Annotated in this window: 14 protein-coding genes; 8 read left to right on the top strand and 6 right to left on the bottom strand. The window is 70.9% G+C overall.

The features are described 5' to 3' along the window. Positions 1-12 precede the first annotated feature (12 nt). From IE180_RS11875 to IE180_RS11885, 3 genes are read right to left on the bottom strand one after another with little or no spacing between them, the layout of a single operon-like run. Positions 13-669, bottom strand: coding sequence for a hypothetical protein (locus IE180_RS11875; RefSeq protein WP_190156768.1), 657 nt, complete (start codon positions 667-669; stop codon positions 13-15). A gap of 28 nt (positions 670-697) precedes the next feature. Next, positions 698-1,012, bottom strand: a complete 315-nt coding sequence (locus tag IE180_RS11880; RefSeq protein WP_190156769.1) for a hypothetical protein — start codon at positions 1,010-1,012, stop codon at positions 698-700. 30 nt (positions 1,013-1,042) lie between these two features. Beyond that, complete coding sequence (locus IE180_RS11885) at positions 1,043-3,244, bottom strand: glycoside hydrolase domain-containing protein (protein WP_190156770.1); 2,202 nt, start codon at positions 3,242-3,244, stop codon at positions 1,043-1,045. Positions 3,245-3,421: 177 nt separating this feature from the next. Between IE180_RS11885 and IE180_RS11890 the strand changes: the two genes are divergently transcribed. The 5 genes from IE180_RS11890 to IE180_RS11910 all read left to right on the top strand — a co-directional run bounded on the left by IE180_RS11890 (position 3,422) and on the right by IE180_RS11910 (position 9,493). Beyond that, positions 3,422-4,309, top strand: coding sequence for a siderophore-interacting protein (locus IE180_RS11890; RefSeq protein WP_190156771.1), 888 nt, complete (start codon positions 3,422-3,424; stop codon positions 4,307-4,309). A gap of 154 nt (positions 4,310-4,463) precedes the next feature. Continuing rightward, complete coding sequence (locus IE180_RS11895; RefSeq protein WP_190156772.1) at positions 4,464-5,903, top strand: pyridoxal phosphate-dependent decarboxylase family protein; 1,440 nt, start codon at positions 4,464-4,466, stop codon at positions 5,901-5,903. Then, positions 5,890-7,164 carry a lysine N(6)-hydroxylase/L-ornithine N(5)-oxygenase family protein gene (locus tag IE180_RS11900; protein ID WP_190156773.1) on the top strand — a complete coding sequence of 425 codons (1,275 nt, stop codon included), beginning with the start codon at positions 5,890-5,892 and terminating at the stop codon, positions 7,162-7,164. Before IE180_RS11895 ends, IE180_RS11900 begins: the two co-directional genes overlap by 14 nt. After that, positions 7,161-7,727 carry a GNAT family N-acetyltransferase gene (locus tag IE180_RS11905; RefSeq protein ID WP_190156774.1) on the top strand — a complete coding sequence of 189 codons (567 nt, stop codon included), beginning with the start codon at positions 7,161-7,163 and terminating at the stop codon, positions 7,725-7,727. The genes IE180_RS11900 and IE180_RS11905 overlap by 4 nt, the downstream gene beginning before the upstream one ends. Beyond that, positions 7,724-9,493: an IucA/IucC family protein gene (locus IE180_RS11910; protein WP_190156775.1), complete on the top strand. Its 1,770-nt coding sequence runs from the start codon at positions 7,724-7,726 to the stop codon at positions 9,491-9,493. The genes IE180_RS11905 and IE180_RS11910 overlap by 4 nt, the downstream gene beginning before the upstream one ends. 67 nt (positions 9,494-9,560) lie before the next feature. Here the strand turns inward: IE180_RS11910 and IE180_RS11915 are convergent, their stop codons facing one another. After that, a complete protein-coding gene (locus tag IE180_RS11915) occupies positions 9,561-11,195 on the bottom strand; it encodes a beta-N-acetylhexosaminidase (RefSeq protein WP_190156776.1) in 1,635 nt (544 codons plus the stop codon). A gap of 221 nt (positions 11,196-11,416) precedes the next feature. Between IE180_RS11915 and IE180_RS11920 the strand changes: the two genes are divergently transcribed. Together IE180_RS11920 and glmS are read left to right on the top strand one after the other, a co-directional pair. Further along, a complete protein-coding gene (locus IE180_RS11920; protein ID WP_030210307.1) occupies positions 11,417-11,692 on the top strand; it encodes a hypothetical protein in 276 nt (91 codons plus the stop codon). Between the two features lie 48 nt (positions 11,693-11,740). After that, positions 11,741-13,558: a glutamine--fructose-6-phosphate transaminase (isomerizing) gene (gene glmS / locus IE180_RS11925; protein WP_190156777.1), complete on the top strand. Its 1,818-nt coding sequence runs from the start codon at positions 11,741-11,743 to the stop codon at positions 13,556-13,558. Between the two features lie 158 nt (positions 13,559-13,716). Here glmS and IE180_RS11930 read toward each other — a convergent pair whose 3' ends face one another. After that, a complete protein-coding gene (locus IE180_RS11930; protein ID WP_190156778.1) occupies positions 13,717-14,280 on the bottom strand; it encodes a GPR1/FUN34/YaaH family transporter in 564 nt (187 codons plus the stop codon). Between the two features lie 174 nt (positions 14,281-14,454). Continuing rightward, positions 14,455-14,976, bottom strand: coding sequence for a universal stress protein (locus IE180_RS11935; protein ID WP_123452601.1), 522 nt, complete (start codon positions 14,974-14,976; stop codon positions 14,455-14,457). Between the two features lie 508 nt (positions 14,977-15,484). On the opposite strand from IE180_RS11935, the gene IE180_RS11940 reads away from it, so the two are divergent. Next, positions 15,485-15,856 carry a hypothetical protein gene (locus IE180_RS11940; RefSeq protein WP_373302733.1) on the top strand — a complete coding sequence of 124 codons (372 nt, stop codon included), beginning with the start codon at positions 15,485-15,487 and terminating at the stop codon, positions 15,854-15,856. Positions 15,857-16,005: the final 149 nt, after the last annotated feature.

Genomic DNA, 16,005 nt, shown 5'->3' on the forward strand with positions numbered 1-16,005 from the left:
CCTCGTGCCTCATCAGGCCGTGACGGCTCCGGCACCCTCGCCCGGCGTGGCGTTCCACTCCCGGATCCGGGCCGCGAGCGCGGCGAGGCGCGGGTCGAGCGGGCCGACGGCGATGGAGAAGAGGGACTCGTCCACCGGCTCGTCGTCACCGCCCCAGCGGACCACGCCGTCGCAGTCCGCGAGGATGGCGCGGACGGTGTCGGTCTGGAGCGGGAACAGCGTTCCGCGCGTCGCCCCGGTGCCCGGGCGGATCCGCACGGCCGTGCCGGACGCGAGGTTCGACTCGGGGTGGCGGCGGCGCACCTCCGCGGCGGGGCGCCAGCCTGCGAGGTCTCCGGTGTGGAGCTCCTCCACCTCGTAGTGGAAGCGGCGCACGACGTGGAGCAGGACGGTCTCGACGTCGCCGATCCACACCGGCACGGTCAGTCCGGTGCCGGCCACCGAGCGCGTCCACACCTGGGAGTCGCGGTCGACGTTGGTCTGGATGGTCCAGCCGTTGGCGGAGGTCGCCGGGCGCTCGGGCTTGCGGGCCCCCGGGACGGTGCCGTCGGCGGCGCCCGCGCCGGGCGCGGCGACGGCCGTGGCGGACAGGGCCGGGCCGAGGGCGGCGGCCGCGCCCACGACGGCGGCGGTCCGCACGACCGTACGGCGCGTCATCTTCTGCTGCATGTGCTTCACATCTCCTCTCGAGTCTTCGTCAGAACAGTCCGATCGCCAGGAAGGGCGCCAGGGAAGCCACCGCGCACACCGTCCAGAACACGGTCCTCGGGGCGGGCGTCCGGCGCGCGAGGCGCCGGTTCACCAGGCCCCAGACGAGGCCGTAGGTCCCGAGGACCGGTACGACGACGACCAGCCACAGCGACATGCCGTCGTTCTCGTTCGGGTCCTGCGCCGTCCACCCGAGGGCGGCGAGCGGCCCGTTGGCCAGGACGTACCAGACCAGGAAGTACGGAACGATCCCGGGCACGCCGAGCAGCAGGTTCACCGCGGCCGGCACGAAAAGCTTCCTCATGCACCCATTCTTCGCGATCGGCGGGGGCCGCTAGGCGCGGCTGAGCGCGTTGTAGTTCTCCAGGACCTGGTACAGGCCGACGAGCTCGCGCCCGTACTGCGCCGCCTTGTCGCCGGTGCCGTTGTAGCGGGCGAGCAGGGCCTGCGTGTCGGCGAGGCCGGTGGTCAGCGACGGCGCGGCGATGCCGAGCTGGTGGGCGTTGTAGATCGTCAGGTACGCGACCGAGCGGATGTTGTACTCGGGGTCCTGGAGCTGGTCCCAGACCGCCCTGGTGTCGGCGCTGGTCAGCGGGGTGGCGTTGAGGATGCCCTGCTGGATGCAGTAGTTCCGGGCCTGGATGGTCACCCAGGCGAAGATCTGGCCCCAGCCGGTGCTGCAGTCGTCCTTGAGGCCGGCCTTGACGGCCTCGTCGGCGACCGCGTCGAGCGCGTTCAGCTTGCGCAGCTCCCACAGGACGGGGGCCTGGATGAGCGCCTTGCGGATCTTCAGCGTCCTGGCGAGGTTGGTGAAGAGGTAGTCGGCGTCGATGACGCGGTTGAAGGCCTCGGTGGTGCTGACGGCCCCGTAGGTGACCCAGTCGCCGTCCAGGGTCCAGCCCTCGCCGCCGGTCTCGGGGACGCCGATGGAGGTGAGGTACGACTGGATGTCGGCGAGCAGGGGCGCCTTGTACGCGGCCTGGTCGAGGTCCTTGTCCAGGCCGGTCACGATGCCGGCGGGCGGGTCGAAGTCCGCCTGGCCCCGGTCCCGGCCGGAGGCCATGTCGTTGTCGATGTTGATGGCGCCGGCGCCGGAGCCGACCGTGATCGTGGCGATCTGGTCGAAGGCCCACTTGTCCGGCAGCGGGTAGCCCAGGTTTCCGGAGAAGCCGGCCGACATGTCGGAGACGAAGGCGGTCTCGGCGTACCCGGCGTCGGTGACGCGCTGGCAGATGTTGCGCGGGCCGTAGACGCCGACCCGGTAGCCCGAGTTCTCGGTGACGGTGCGGAAGACGCCGCGGAAGTGCGGGAGGACGTTGGAGGTGACCTCGGCGTCCATGGCGTCGTAGTCGACGGCGAAGTAGATGATCGAGCCCGGCTTGAAGCCGTGCGCCCGTGCCCATTCGACGGCGCTGGTCGCGTCGACGCAGCCCTGGCCGTAGTGGAAGTAGCCCGCCGAGTCGGAGAACGTCTGGTAGATCGGGAAGCAGCGCAGCCCGTACGCCTTGATCGTGTCGAGCTCGCCCGGCTGGATCTGCTTCTCGGGCGTTCTGCCGTTGGGGTACGGGTTGTAGAGGTACCGGCCGACGTAGGTGTACCCGGCGTCGACGAGGGTCTGGGCGCGCTCCGGCGTGATCTTGGTGACGCAGTCGCAGGCGCTGCCCCTGCGGGTCTGGTCGCCGTACGAGACGAGCAGCGAGGACCAGGTCGCGTAGTCGGCGACACCGGTGACCGACAGCATGGAGAAGGCCTGGAAGGCCTCGACCTCGCTCTGGACCCCGCCGGTGAACTCGCCGAAGAGGACGTTGCGCTTGTTGAGGACCATCGCGGCCGTGAACAGGTACGCCCAGGTGCTGCTGTTGCCCAGGCCGATGACGTGGGACTTCAGGCCGGCCTGGGTGCCGGGGCCGAAGTTGCCGTTGGCGACGCCGTCGGCCATGCCCAGCTCGTACTGGATGGCGAAGAGCATGGACTTCGCGACGTCGCGGGAGTGGTGGCCGTCGCAGGGGATGATGTAGAAGTCCCGGCGGTTGACGTAGCGCGCGTTCAGCCACCGCTGGACGGTGCGGATCTGCTCGTTGGCGCCGGCGGTGCTGACGTAGGCGTCCATGGTGAGCAGGGCCTTGACGACCTTCGGCTCCAGGGACGTGCCCGAGTAGGCGCTGTCCACGCCCATGTGGAGCTTGAGCTGCGCCACGGCGGCCTGGACCCGGCTGTTGTAGATGCCGTCGATCTCGCCGCCGTCGTAGCCCTTGCAGTACAGGGCGGACTGGATGATGCGGCAGAAGTTCGCCGACGGCATCGTGGAGGCGTTGAGGCTCGGGTACTTCGACTGCAGCGTGGACAGGGTGGTGGGCCCGAAGGCGTTCGACAGGCTGGTGAGGCCCATCTCGTACTGGAGGGCCCGGGTGAGGGCGTACATGACCGTCCAGCTGGTCCTGCCGTCCTCTTCCAGCTTGGATATGCCCAGCATCGCCCCGTTGTCGTAGGTCGAGTTGATGAAGCGCTGGGCCCTCTCGACCATCGCGTCAGCCATGGATCTCCTTCGTCTGCGGCAACGCACGCGGAGAGGCGTCACGCCGTCGCCGAAACGAGGAGCCCCCCTCTCCCGATTCAGCCAGACCCTAGCAGCGAATCCCCCCTACTGATCAATATGAGGTTAGGCTAACCTACCTTAGACTTGCCCGGGCCGACCAAGAAGGTGCCCCGACCCATGACGCACAGCGAGACCGCCCCCTTCCAGTTCTTCTCCCTCCAGGTCGACCGGACGCGGCGGCTCGGCCCGTCCCTGGTCCGCATCACCTTCACCGGGGACGACCTGGAGGACTTCGCCGCCGGGGGCCGCGACCAGTCCCTCTCCCTCTTCCTGCCGCACCCCGGTCAGGACGCGCCGGTCCTGCCGCCCCTGGACGACCCGGACATGTACGCGATCCTGGGCGCCTGGCGGGCCATGCCCGACGACGTGCGGGCCGTGATGCGCTCGTACACCGTCCGCGAGCAGCGCACCGGGCCGAACGAGATCGACATCGACTTCGCCCTCCACGGCGAGACGTCGGCCGCCGGCGCGGCGGGCGTCGGCCCGGCCTGCCGCTGGGCCGGCCGCGCCGAGCCCGGCGACCGGGTGGTGGTCCTGGGCCCGGCGGTCGCCGAGAACACGGGCGTCCGCTTCCGGCTGCCGGAGGACGCCGACTCCGTGCTGATCTGGGCCGACGAGACGGCCCTGCCCGCCGCCTCCGCGATCCTGGAGTGGCTGCCGGCCGAGACCCGCGCCCAGGTGTTCCTGGAAGTGCCGTACTCCGGCGACCGGATGGAGCTCGCGACCGAGGCGGACGCCACGGTCACCTGGCTCGTACGGGAGGAGGGGGCGCCGTCCCCCGTCGACGCGGTGTCCGGCGTCCAGCTGCCCGGCGAGGCGCCGTACGTCTGGATCGCGGGCGAGTCGGGCGCCGTGAGGGCGTTGCGCCGCCACTTCGTGCGGGAGCGGGGGCTCGACCGCCGCCGGGTCACGTTCGTCGGCTACTGGCGCAGGGGCCTGTCCGAGGACGCCCTGCGCGAGGTGCCGGACGAGACGGCGCAGGACGAGGCCCGGGAAGCGGCGTAGCCGCTCCGTGCCTCCGGAGCGGCACGGCCGCCCCCGTCCCCCCGCAGGGCCAACGGCCCCCCGGCGCCTCGGAGTCGGGGGGCCGTTGTGTCGTAAAGTTAGGTTAGGCTAACCTAACCAAGACCGACCGAGTCCGCTCCCGGAAGGGCCCCACATGCGTTCCCACCTGCTCAACGACACGACGGCGGAGAGCTACCGGCGCTCCGTCACCGAAGGAGTGGAGCGGGTGGCGAGGAAACTCACGACGGCGCGTGGGCCGTTCACGGGCGTGACGCCCGCCGAGCTGGCCCCCGCCGTCGACGCCGTCGACCTCGACCGGCCGCTCGGCGACGCCTCCGCCGCCCTCGACGAGCTGGAGGACGTCTACCTCCGCGACGCCGTCTACTTCCACCACCCCCGCTATCTCGCGCACCTCAACTGCCCGGTGGTCATCCCCGCCGTCCTCGGCGAGGCCGTCCTCTCGGCGGTCAACTCCTCGCTCGACACCTGGGACCAGAGCGCCGGCGGCACCCTCATCGAGCGGAAACTGATCGACTGGACCACCGGCCGGATCGGCCTCGGCCCGCTCGCCGACGGCGTCTTCACCAGCGGCGGCACCCAGTCCAACCTCCAGGCCCTGCTCCTCGCCCGCGAGGAGACCGGCACCACCGACCTGACGAAGCTGCGGATCTTCTCCTCCGAGTGCAGCCACTTCAGCGTCCAGAAGTCGGCCCAGCTGCTCGGCCTCGGCCGCGACGCCGTCGTCTCCGTCCCGGTCGACCGGAACAAGCGGATGCAGTCCGTCGTCCTCGCCGCCGAGCTGGAGGCCTGCCGCGCCGAGGGCCTGATCCCGATGGCGATCGTCGCCACCGCCGGCACCACCGACTTCGGCTCCATCGACCCGCTCCCCGAGATCGCGAACCTGGCCGCCGAGTACGGCGCCTGGATGCACGTCGACGCCGCCTACGGCTGCGGACTGCTCGCCTCCCGGACCCGCCGTGGACTCCTGGACGGCATCGAGCGGGCCGACTCGGTCACCGTCGACTACCACAAGTCCTTCTTCCAGCCGGTGAGCTCCTCCGCCGTCCTGGTCCGCGACGGCGCCACCCTGCGCCACGCGACCTACCACGCGGACTACCTCAACCCGCGCCGGACACTGGCCGAGAAGATCCCCAACCAGGTCGACAAGTCCCTCCAGACCACTCGCCGTTTCGACGCCCTCAAGCTCTGGATGACCCTCCGCGTGATGGGCGCCGACGGCATCGGCGAGCTCTTCGACGAGGTCTGCGCCCTGGCCCGCGAGGGCTTCGAGCTGCTCGCCGCCGACCCGCGCTACGACGTCGTGGTCGAGCCCCAGCTCTCCACCCTCGTCTACCGCTACGTCCCCGGGACCGCCGCCTCCCCCGAGGACGTCGACCGGGCCAACCTCCACGCCCGCAAGGCCCTGTTCGCCTCGGGCGAGGCCGTCGTCGCCGGCACCGAGGTCGACGGCCGCCAGTACCTCAAGTTCACCCTGCTCAACCCCGAGACCACCGCGGCCGACATCGCCGCCGTCCTCGATCTGATAGCCGGCCACGCCGAGCAGTACCTGGGAGAGAACCTTGTCCACGCCTGAGATCCACGACTTCATCGGCATCGGGCTCGGTCCGTTCAACCTCGGACTCGCCTGCCTGACCGAGCCGATCGCCGAGCTGGACGGGGTCTTCCTGGAGTCCAAGCCGGACTTCGAGTGGCACTCGGGGATGTTCCTCGACGGCGCCCACCTCCAGACCCCCTTCATGTCGGACCTGGTCACCCTCGCGGACCCGACCTCCCCGTACTCCTTCCTCAACTACCTGAAGGAGAAGGGCCGGCTCTACTCCTTCTACATCCGCGAGAACTTCTATCCGCTGCGCACGGAGTACAACGACTACTGCCGCTGGGCCGCCGGGAAACTCACCTCGATCCGCTTCTCCACGACCGTCGCCTCGGTCGCGTACGACGAGCCCGCCGAGGTGTACGTGGTGACCACGACCTCGGGAGAAACGTTCCGGTCGCACCGGATCGTCCTCGGCACCGGCACCCCGCCGTACGTCCCGGAGTCCTGCGAGGGACTCGGCGGCGACCTGATCCACAACTCGCGCTACCTCCCGAACAAGGAGGAGCTCCAGAAGAAGAAGTCGATCACCCTGGTCGGCAGCGGCCAGAGCGCCGCCGAGATCTACCACGACCTCCTGAGCGAGATCGACGTCCACGGCTACCAGCTGAACTGGCTGACCCGCTCCCCCCGCTTCTTCCCCCTCGAATACACCAAGCTCACCCTGGAGATGACCTCCCCGGAGTACGTGGACTACTTCCACGCGCTGCCCGAGAGGACCCGCTACCGCCTGGAGACCCAGCAGAAGGGCCTCTTCAAGGGCATCGACGGCGAACTCATCGACGCCATCTTCGACCTGCTCTACCAGAAGAACCTGGCCGGCCCGGTCCCCACCCGCCTCCTGACCAACTCCTCCCTGAACACGGCCGCGTACGACCCCGCGACGGGCACGTACACGCTCGGCTTCCGCCAGGAGGAGCAGGAGAAGGACTTCACCCTGGAGACCGAGGGCCTGATCCTCGCCACGGGCTACAGGTACGCCGTCCCCGCGTTCCTGAAGCCGGTCGAGGACCGCCTCCGCTTCGACGGCCGGGGCCGCTTCGACGTGGCCCGCAACTACGCGATCGACACCACCGGCCGCGGGATCTTCCTCCAGAACGCCGGCGTGCACACCCACTCGATCACCTCGCCCGACCTGGGCATGGGCCCGTACCGCAACGCGTACATCATCGGGGAGATGCTGGGTTCCGAGTACTACCCGGTAGAGAAGACCATCGCGTTCCAGGAGTTCGCCGCATGACCGCCCAGACCAATCGGACCGACCGGACCGACCGGACCGTCCGGATACGCCCGCTCGACCCGCTCACGGACGCCGAGCTGATCCACCCCTGGGTCACCCACCCCAAGGCCGCCTTCTGGATGATGCAGGACGCGAAGCTCCAGGACGTCGAACGCGAGTACATGGCGATCGCCGCCCATCCGCACCACGACGCCTTCATCGGCCTCGTCGACGGCGAGCCCGCCTTCCTCATGGAGCGGTACGACCCCTCGGAGGTCGAGCTCGTCGGACTGTACGAGGCGCGGCCCGGCGACGTCGGGATGCACTTCCTCGTCGCGCCCACCGACACCCCCGTGCACGGCTTCACCCGGACCGTGATCACCGCCGTGATGGCGGAACTGTTCGCCGACCCGGCGACCGCCCGCGTGGTCGTCGAGCCCGACGTCCGCAACAAGGCCGTCCACGCGCTCAACGAGGCCGTCGGCTTCGTGCCCGAGCGCGAGATCCAGAAGCCCGAGAAGAAGGCCCTGCTGAGCTTCTGCACCCGTGCCCGGTTCGAGACCGCCGTCGGAGCCGCCGCGTGAACCCCGTCGCGCACCTCACCCCCGAGCGCTGGGCCGCCGCCAACCGCGCCCTGATCCGCAAGGGCCTCGCCGAGTTCGCCCACGAGCGGCTGCTCAACCCCAAGGAGCTGGGCGAGAGCCGCTACCAGGTCCTCAGCGACGACGGCACGACCGAGTACCGCTTCACCGCCGACCGCTTCGCGCTCGACCACTGGCAGGTCTACCCGGACTCGATCAGCCGCCACCGGGGCGACGAGCAGCTCCCGCTCGACGCGCTCCAGTTCGTCATCGAGCTGCGCGGCTCCCTCGGCCTGAGCGACGAGATCCTGCCGGTCTACCTGGAGGAGATCTCCTCCACCCTGGCCGGCACGGCCTACAAGTCGACCAAGCCGCCCGTCACCTCCGCCGAACTGGCCCGCGCCGGCTTCCAGGCGATCGAGACCGGGATGACGGAGGGCCACCCCTGCTTCGTCGCCAACAACGGCCGGCTGGGCTTCGGCGTCGACGAGTACCGGGCGTACGCCCCCGAGGCCGCGAGCGGGATCCGGCTGATCTGGCTGGCCGCGCGCCGCGACCGGGCCACCTTCACGGCCGGGGCGGACATCGAGTACGAGGCCTTCGTCCGCGCCGAGCTCGGCGACGCGGCGGTGGACGGCTTCGCCGCGACCCTCGCCGGGCGCGGCCTCGACCCGGCCGACTACCTCCTCGTGCCGGCCCACCCCTGGCAGTGGTGGAACAAGCTGTCCGTCACCTTCGCCGCCGAGGTCGCCCAGCAGCGCCTGGTGTACCTGGGCGAGGGCGACGACACCTATCTGGCGCAGCAGTCGATCCGCACCTTCTTCAACAGCTCCGACCCGGCCAAGCACTACGTGAAGACGGCCCTGTCCGTCCTCAACATGGGCTTCATGCGGGGCCTGTCGGCGGCGTACATGGAGGCCACGCCGGCGATCAACGACTGGCTGCACGGTCTGGTCGAGGCGGACGCCACGCTGAAGGCGGCCCGGTTCTCGATCATCCGGGAGCGGGCGGCGGTCGGCTACCGGCACCTGGAGTACGAGGCCGCGACGGACCGCTACTCCCCGTACCGGAAGATGCTGGCGGCGCTGTGGCGCGAGTCCCCGGTGCCGTCCCTCGCCGAGGGCGAGCGCCTGGCGACGATGGCCTCCCTCCTCCACCTGGACCACACGGGCGCGTCCTTCGCGGGCGCGCTGGTCGAGGAGTCGGGTCTGGAGCCGGCGGTGTGGCTGCGGGGGTACCTGGACGCGTACCTCCTGCCGGTCCTGCACTGCTTCTACGCGTACGACCTGGTCTTCATGCCGCACGGCGAGAACGTGATCCTCGTCCTCGACGAGCGCGGCGCGGTCGCGCGGGCGGTCTTCAAGGACATCGCCGAGGAGATCTGCGTGATGGACCCGACGGCGGTCCTCCCGCCGGCGGTGGAGCGCGTCCGCGCCGAGGTCCCGGAGGACATGAAGCTCCTGTCGGTCTTCACGGACGTCTTCGACTGCTTCCTCCGCTTCCTGGGCGCGACCCTGGCGGCGGAGGGCGTCCTGGACGAGGACGGCTTCTGGCGGACGGTCGCGGAGTGCGTGCGCGCCTACCAGGAGTCGAAGCCGGAGCTGGCGGAGAAGTTCGCGCGGTACGACATGTTCGCGGAGACCTTCGCCCTCTCCGCCCTCAACCGCCTCCAGCTCCGCAACAACCGGCAGATGGTCGACCTGGCGGACCCGTCGGCGGCCCTCCAGCTGGTCGGCGACCTGGTGAACCCGATCGCCCGGTTCGCCTGAGCCGTTCCGGGACCGGCGCGGGCCCCGGCGGAGCACGGTCCTCCGCCGGGGCCCGTGGTCGTGCCCGCTACTCGGCGGGCCAGGGGACCTCCGGCGAGCGGTACCAGGTGATGCCCATCGCGTCGAAGCGGGGGGCCTGTTCGGCGAGGCGTTCCTTGTAGGCGTCCCAGTCGTGGGTGGCCGCCGGGGACCAGCCGAGTTCGGCGATGCCCGGGAGGCGCGGGAAGGCCATGACGTCGAGGTCGCCGGGGGACGCGAGGGTCTCGGTCCACAGCGGGGCCTCGACGCCCCGGACGGCGTCCTCGGGGGCGCCGGGGAGGTAGGTGGCGGGGTTCCAGTCGTACGACCTGCGGACCTCGACGTATCCGGCCCAGGCGAGGCCCAGCGGGGTGTCCTTGGTGTACTTCATGTCGAGGTACGTGCGGTCGGCGGGCGAGAGGATCAGGCCCGTGCCGTTGCGGGCGGCCGCGGCGACCCTCTCCTTCTCCTGTGCGGGGGTGCGGTCGAGGCCCCAGTACTGGACGAGGGCGCCCTCGGCGGGGGTGGCGCCGGTCAGCTGGTGCCAGCCGACGACGGTCTTGCCGTACTTGGCGACGACCGGCTGCACCTTGTCCATGAAGGTCACGTAGTCGGCGTGGCTGGTGGAGTGGGCCTCGTCGCCGCCGATGTGGAGGTAGCGGCCGGGGGTGAGGGCGGCGATCTCCCGGACGACGTCGTCGACGAAGTCGTACGTGACGGGCTTGGGCACGCACAGGGAGCTGAAGCCGACCTTGGTGCCGGTGTAGAGGGGCGGGGCGACGCCGTCGCAGGTGAGTTCGGCGTAGGAGGCGAGGGCCGCGTTGGTGTGGCCGGGCATGTCGATCTCGGGGACCACCTCCTGGTAGCGGGAGGCGGCGTACTCCACGATCTCGCGGTACTGCGCCTTGGTGTAGAAGCCTCCGGTGCCGCCTCCGACCTCGGTGGAGCCGCCGTGGGTGGTGAGGCGGGGCCAGGAGTCGACGGCGATGCGCCAGCCCTGGTCGTCGGAGAGGTGCAGGTGGAGGGTGTTGACCTTGTAGAGGGCGAGCTGGTCGATGTACCGCTTCACCTCGTCGACGGTGAAGAAGTGGCGGGCGACGTCGAGCATGGCGCCGCGGTAGGCGTAGCGCGGGGTGTCGGTGACGGTGCCGCCGGCGATCTTCCAGGGGCCCGGCTGGACGCTCTTCCGTTCGACGGCGGAGGGGAGCTGCTGGCGCAGGGTCTGGACGCCGCGGAAGAGGCCGGCGGGCACGCGGGCGGTGAGGGTGAGGCCGTCGGGCGCGGAGCGGAGCCGGTAGCCCTCGTCGCCGAGGGCGGTCTCGCCGGGGTCGAGGCGGAGCCGGATGCCGCGGCCGGCGGCGCGGTCGTCGACGACGGGGAGCGGGAACCCGGTGGCGGGGCGGAGGAGGCCGGCGAGGTAGCGGCCGAGTGCCTGGGACTCGCCGGATCTGACGTCGACGCCGATGCGGGTGGCGGCGGTGAGGGTGTAGGGCTCGCCCTCGGGGGTGACGGAGGCGGGCACGGGCACGATGCGGCCGAGCGGGCGGACCTCGGGTTCGGCGGCGGTCCTGCCGGGTGCCTTGGCGTCGGTGCCGTCGGCGGCGGCCTCTCCGCAGCCGACGCCGGCGGTCGCGAACAGGAGCAGGGATCCGATCAGGCGCGGAATCGTCGTGCGCTGTCTCACAGGCGGGCTCCCCTTCGGGTGATCGGCTTCGGAGGGTCGACTTCGGGTGATCGACACGTCCGTCGTTCTGTATATCCCCTCGGTCGGTCTGTGTATCGCCGCTGCCGTTCGGATTCAAGGTCTGGACCAAGGGGCCGAAAGAGGGGGCGGATCGACCACTCCCTGCCCGAATTCGGGCAGGATTCTTGCGGAGGCCCCCGACGAACCCTCAATATGCACGGGTGCTCGAACGCCGCCCGTCGCACGACGACCTCATCGACCACCTGGTCCGCAGCACCGCGCTCCAGCGCGGTGAGGCCGCCCGGGTGGTGCTCGACGTGCTGGCGTACTTCGACGAGACGACCGAGGAGTTCGTCCGCCGCCGCCATCGCGAACTGCAGTCCGGCGGCGCCGTGAACGCCGAGATCTTCGAACGGATCGCGGCGGAGCTGCCGCACCGGGCGGTGGCGCCGCCGGAGCTCTCGCTCCGGCAACTGCGCCGCATCGTCTACGGCTGAGCTCCGTACGTCCGAGCACATCCACCAACCTGGAGGGGTTTCACCTTTATGTGCGGAATTGTCGGTTACATCGGTAAGCGCGACGTGGCTCCGCTGCTCCTGGAGGGCCTGGCCCGCCTGGAGTACCGCGGATACGACTCGGCCGGCATGGTCGTCACCAGCCCGAAGTCCTCCGGCCTGAAGATGGTCAAGGCCAAGGGCCGCGTCCGCGACCTGGAGGCCAGGGTCCCCAAGCGCTTCACCGGCACCACCGGCATCGCCCACACCCGCTGGGCCACGCACGGCGCCCCGAGCGACGTCAACTCGCACCCGCACCTGGACCCCGAGAACAAGGTCGCGGTCGTCCACAACGGCATCGTCGACAACGCCCAGGAGCTCCGCGCCAAGCTGGAGGCCGACGGCGTCGTCTTCGCCTCCGAGACGGACACCGAGGTCATCACCCACCTCGTCGCCCGCTCCCAGGCCGAGACGCTGGAGGAGAAGGTCCGCGAGGCCCTCAAGGTCATCGAGGGCACCTACGGCATCGCCGTGATGCACGCCGACTTCAACGACCGCATCGTGGTGGCCCGCAACGGCTCCCCGGTCATCCTCGGCATCGGCGAGAAGGAGATGCTCGTCGCCTCCGACGTCGCCGCCCTGATCGCCCACACCCGCCAGGTCGTCACCCTGAACGACGGCGAGATGGCCACCCTCAAGGCCGACGACTTCCGCACCTACACGGTCTCCGGCGCCTCCACCACGGCCACCCCCGAGACCGTCGAGTGGGAGGCCGCCTCCTACGACATGGGCGGCCACGACACGTACATGCACAAGGAGATCTGCGAGCAGCCCGACGCGGTCGACCGCGTGCTGCGCGGCCGGATCGACGACCGCTTCTCCACCGTGCACCTGGGCGGCCTGAACCTCGACGCCCGCGAGGCCCGCACCATCCGCCGCATCAAGATCCTCGGCTGCGGCACCTCGTACCACGCCGGCCTCATCGGCGCCGGGCTCATCGAGTCCATGGCCCGCATCCCCGCCGACGCCGAGCCGGCCTCGGAGTTCCGCTACCGCAACCCGGTCGTGGACCCCGACACCCTCTACATCGCCGTCTCCCAGTCCGGTGAGACCTACGACGTGCTCGCCGCCGTCCAGGAGCTCAAGCGGAAGGGCGCCCGCGTCCTCGGCGTCGTCAACGTCGTCGGCTCCGCCATCGCCCGCGAGGCCGACGGCGGCGTGTACGTCCACGCCGGCCCCGAGGTCTGCGTCGTCTCCACCAAGTGCTTCACCAACACGGTCACCGCCTTCGCGCTGCTCGCCCTGCACCTGGGCCGCATCCGCGACCTGTCCGTCACCGACGGCAAGCGGATCATCGAGGGCCTGCGCAAGCTGCCCTCGCAGATCGAGGAGATCCTCAAGACCGAGGAGCAGATCAAGGAGATCGCCGCGGAGTACGCGGGCGCCCAGTCGATGATGTTCATCGGCCGCGTGCGCGGCTACCCCGTCGCCCTGGAGGCCTCCCTCAAGCTGAAGGAGATCTCCTACATCCACGCCGAGGCGTACCCGGCCTCCGAGCTGAAGCACGGCCCGCTCGCCCTCATCGAGCCGGCCCTGCCGACCGTCGCGATCGTCCCCGACGACGACCTGCTGGAGAAGAACCGCGCCGCCCTGGAGGAGATCAAGGCCCGCAGCGGCCGCATCCTCGCGGTCGCGCACCAGCCGCAGGCGAAGGCCGACCACACCATCGTCGTCCCGAAGAACGAGGACGAGCTGGACCCGATCCTGATGGGCATCCCGCTCCAGCTCCTCGCCTACCACACGGCGCTCGCCATGGGCCGCGACATCGACAAGCCGCGCAACCTGGCGAAGTCCGTCACCGTCGAGTAGGTCTCCACGCCGTCGCGGCCGAGGCGCGGCGCCGGGCCTGTCCCCCGGACGCCGCGCCCCTCCGGGCCTGTCCCCCGGAGCCTCGGCCGGACACGCAGCGGTCCCCGTGCACACACCTCCCGTGCACGGGGACCGCTGTCCTTTCCGGACCTTCCGGCTCAGCCCGCGGCCGGGGCACCGCCCGCCGAGCGGCGCAGGGCCATCGGCCAGCCGGCGACCGCGGCCGTGGCGCCGTACCAGGCGACCAGGCCCGCGGCGGCGGCGACCCAGCCGCCCGCCTCGCCGAGGCCGCCGTTGTCGGCGAGGGCGCCGATGCCGAGCAGCAGCAGCGCGACGAACAGCAGCCCGTACACACCCTGTCCGAAGAGCCCGCTGCCCGCGGAGGCCATGGTCAGCGTGAGCGCGAGGAGCGCCCACAGGAGCAGGAAGAGGCCCATGGCGTCGGCCGAGGCGTGCCCGCCGGCTCCGCTGCCCCAGGTGAACCAGAAGGCGCCGAGCGCCGCGTACGCCGTGCCTTCGCCCTTGTCGCCCGCGCGCAGGGCGAGCAGTCCGACGAGGAAGAGCGTCACGCCGCCGACCCAGGTGGCGAGACCCGCGGCATCCGCTGCCGCGACGTTGTCGATGACACCGGTTCCGCCCAGGCCGAAGGCCAGCAGGGTCAGTCCGAGTGCCAGGTGGCCGAGCGTGGAGGTGGTGTTTCCCGCGGCGACTTCGTTGTTCACGGCGGGCTCCCTTCAGGTGTGCAGTTGTCCTGCGTGAGCTGCTGTGTTCCGTGGCCTTTATGTACCCTTCACAAGCACACAATTCACCTGAGGAAGTCCGAATTTATGGCCGGATGACGGCAGTTGAGGGAGTGATCCGACGGGCCGCACGAGGCGGAGGGGCCCGCGGGCGCGTTACGGGATGACGATGACGGGCCGCTGGGCGCGGCGCGCGAGGCGGCCGGCGACCGAGCCGAAGATCCGGCCGACGATCCCGTGCGTGGAGCCGACCACGATCGCGTCGGCCGAGTACTCCCGGCCGACCTCCTCCAGCTCGTGGCAGATGTCCCCGCCGCGCTCGACCAGGATCCACGGCACCTCGGAGAGGTGATCGGCGCAGGCCAGCTCCAGACCGAGGACCTCGGTGCGGTGGTCCGGCACGTCGACGAAGACCGGGGGCTCGCAGCCGGCCCACACCGTGGTGGGCAGCCGGTTGGCCACGTGCACGATGATCAGGCCCGATCCGGAGCGGCGGGCCATGCCGATGGCGTACGCGAGGGCGCGCTCACTGGACGTGGAACCGTCGAAGCCGACGACCACTCCGTGCCGGAAGGCCGGGTCGCAGGCGTGACGTGGCTGTTCTACCGCCAGGGGGTCGACCGTGGAGTCGGCGACGCGCTTGCGGTCCGCGGGTTCGGGGAATTCGTGACCGGCCATCGGTGTCTCGGCGAAGAGGGTCCTCGTGGGAAGGGACGGGGAAAGGGGGACGAACGACGGGTGACGGCGGAGCTGTGTCCGGGAATCATCTTCCCAAGCCCATACCCCCAAGGGTACGGCGACACTCCTCTCCTGCCCAGAGCCCGCCGTGCCGCACCCGGCGTGCCCGCCGCTCGCGCGCGGCGTTCCAGGGAGCATGCACGAGGGGTTCGGGATCTGGCAATGCCGGATGTGCCCTACAGGCGTCCGTACGGGGGCCAAACGGACGTCGCCGAGAGTGACCGGAACGTTCCGTTCCTCGTTGCCACAGGTCCAGCCCGTCCCGACCGCGCCCCCGGCCCGCCGCCACCCCACCCCTCCGTCGCCACGGATCGACCCACCGTCACCACGGATCGACCCACCGTCACCACGGACCCGTCCCGCCTCCACCGCGGAACCGCCCCGCCCCCACCGCGGAACCACCCCGCCCTCAGCACAGAACCGTCCCACCGTCGCAGGGAGACCGCCCGTGCCCGCACCATCGACCGCCGTCGGCCAGACCTCCGCCACCCCCGCCCCCGGCGCGCCCCGCGGCCGGCGCCGGGCGCCCGCCCTCCCCCCGGCCGCCGGCGCGGATCCGGGAACGGGGCCGGGGCTGGGGCCGGGGCCAGGGCCGGCGGCGGGCGCGGGCGCGGCGGAGCAGGCCGGTGACGTCGTCCGCTGGGCGGTCTTCTGCTGCGCGCTGGTCCCCGTGGTGCTCCTCGTCTACGGCACCTCGCTCGGCGGAGCCGCCGGGACCGCGCTGGGGCTCGCCTCGGTGACGGCGGCCTGCCGGCTGCTGCTGCGCCGCTCGGAGCGCGGACTGCGCTCCGAGACGGTCCGGCCGGGGCGCCGGAACTAGCCCCCGAGAGTTCCGGAGCCGGCTCCGGAACCCTTCGAGTTGACAGGTTCGTACACCCGACCCCATATGTTTTCAGCCAACTTGAGGTCGTCGGCGAGTCCTTGGCGGAACGATTGGCCAAGCCCGGTGCCGACGGCCCCGAAAGCCTT

The sequence above is a fragment of the Streptomyces litmocidini genome, from assembly GCF_014649755.1.
Lineage (GTDB): Bacteria > Actinomycetota > Actinomycetes > Streptomycetales > Streptomycetaceae > Streptomyces > Streptomyces litmocidini.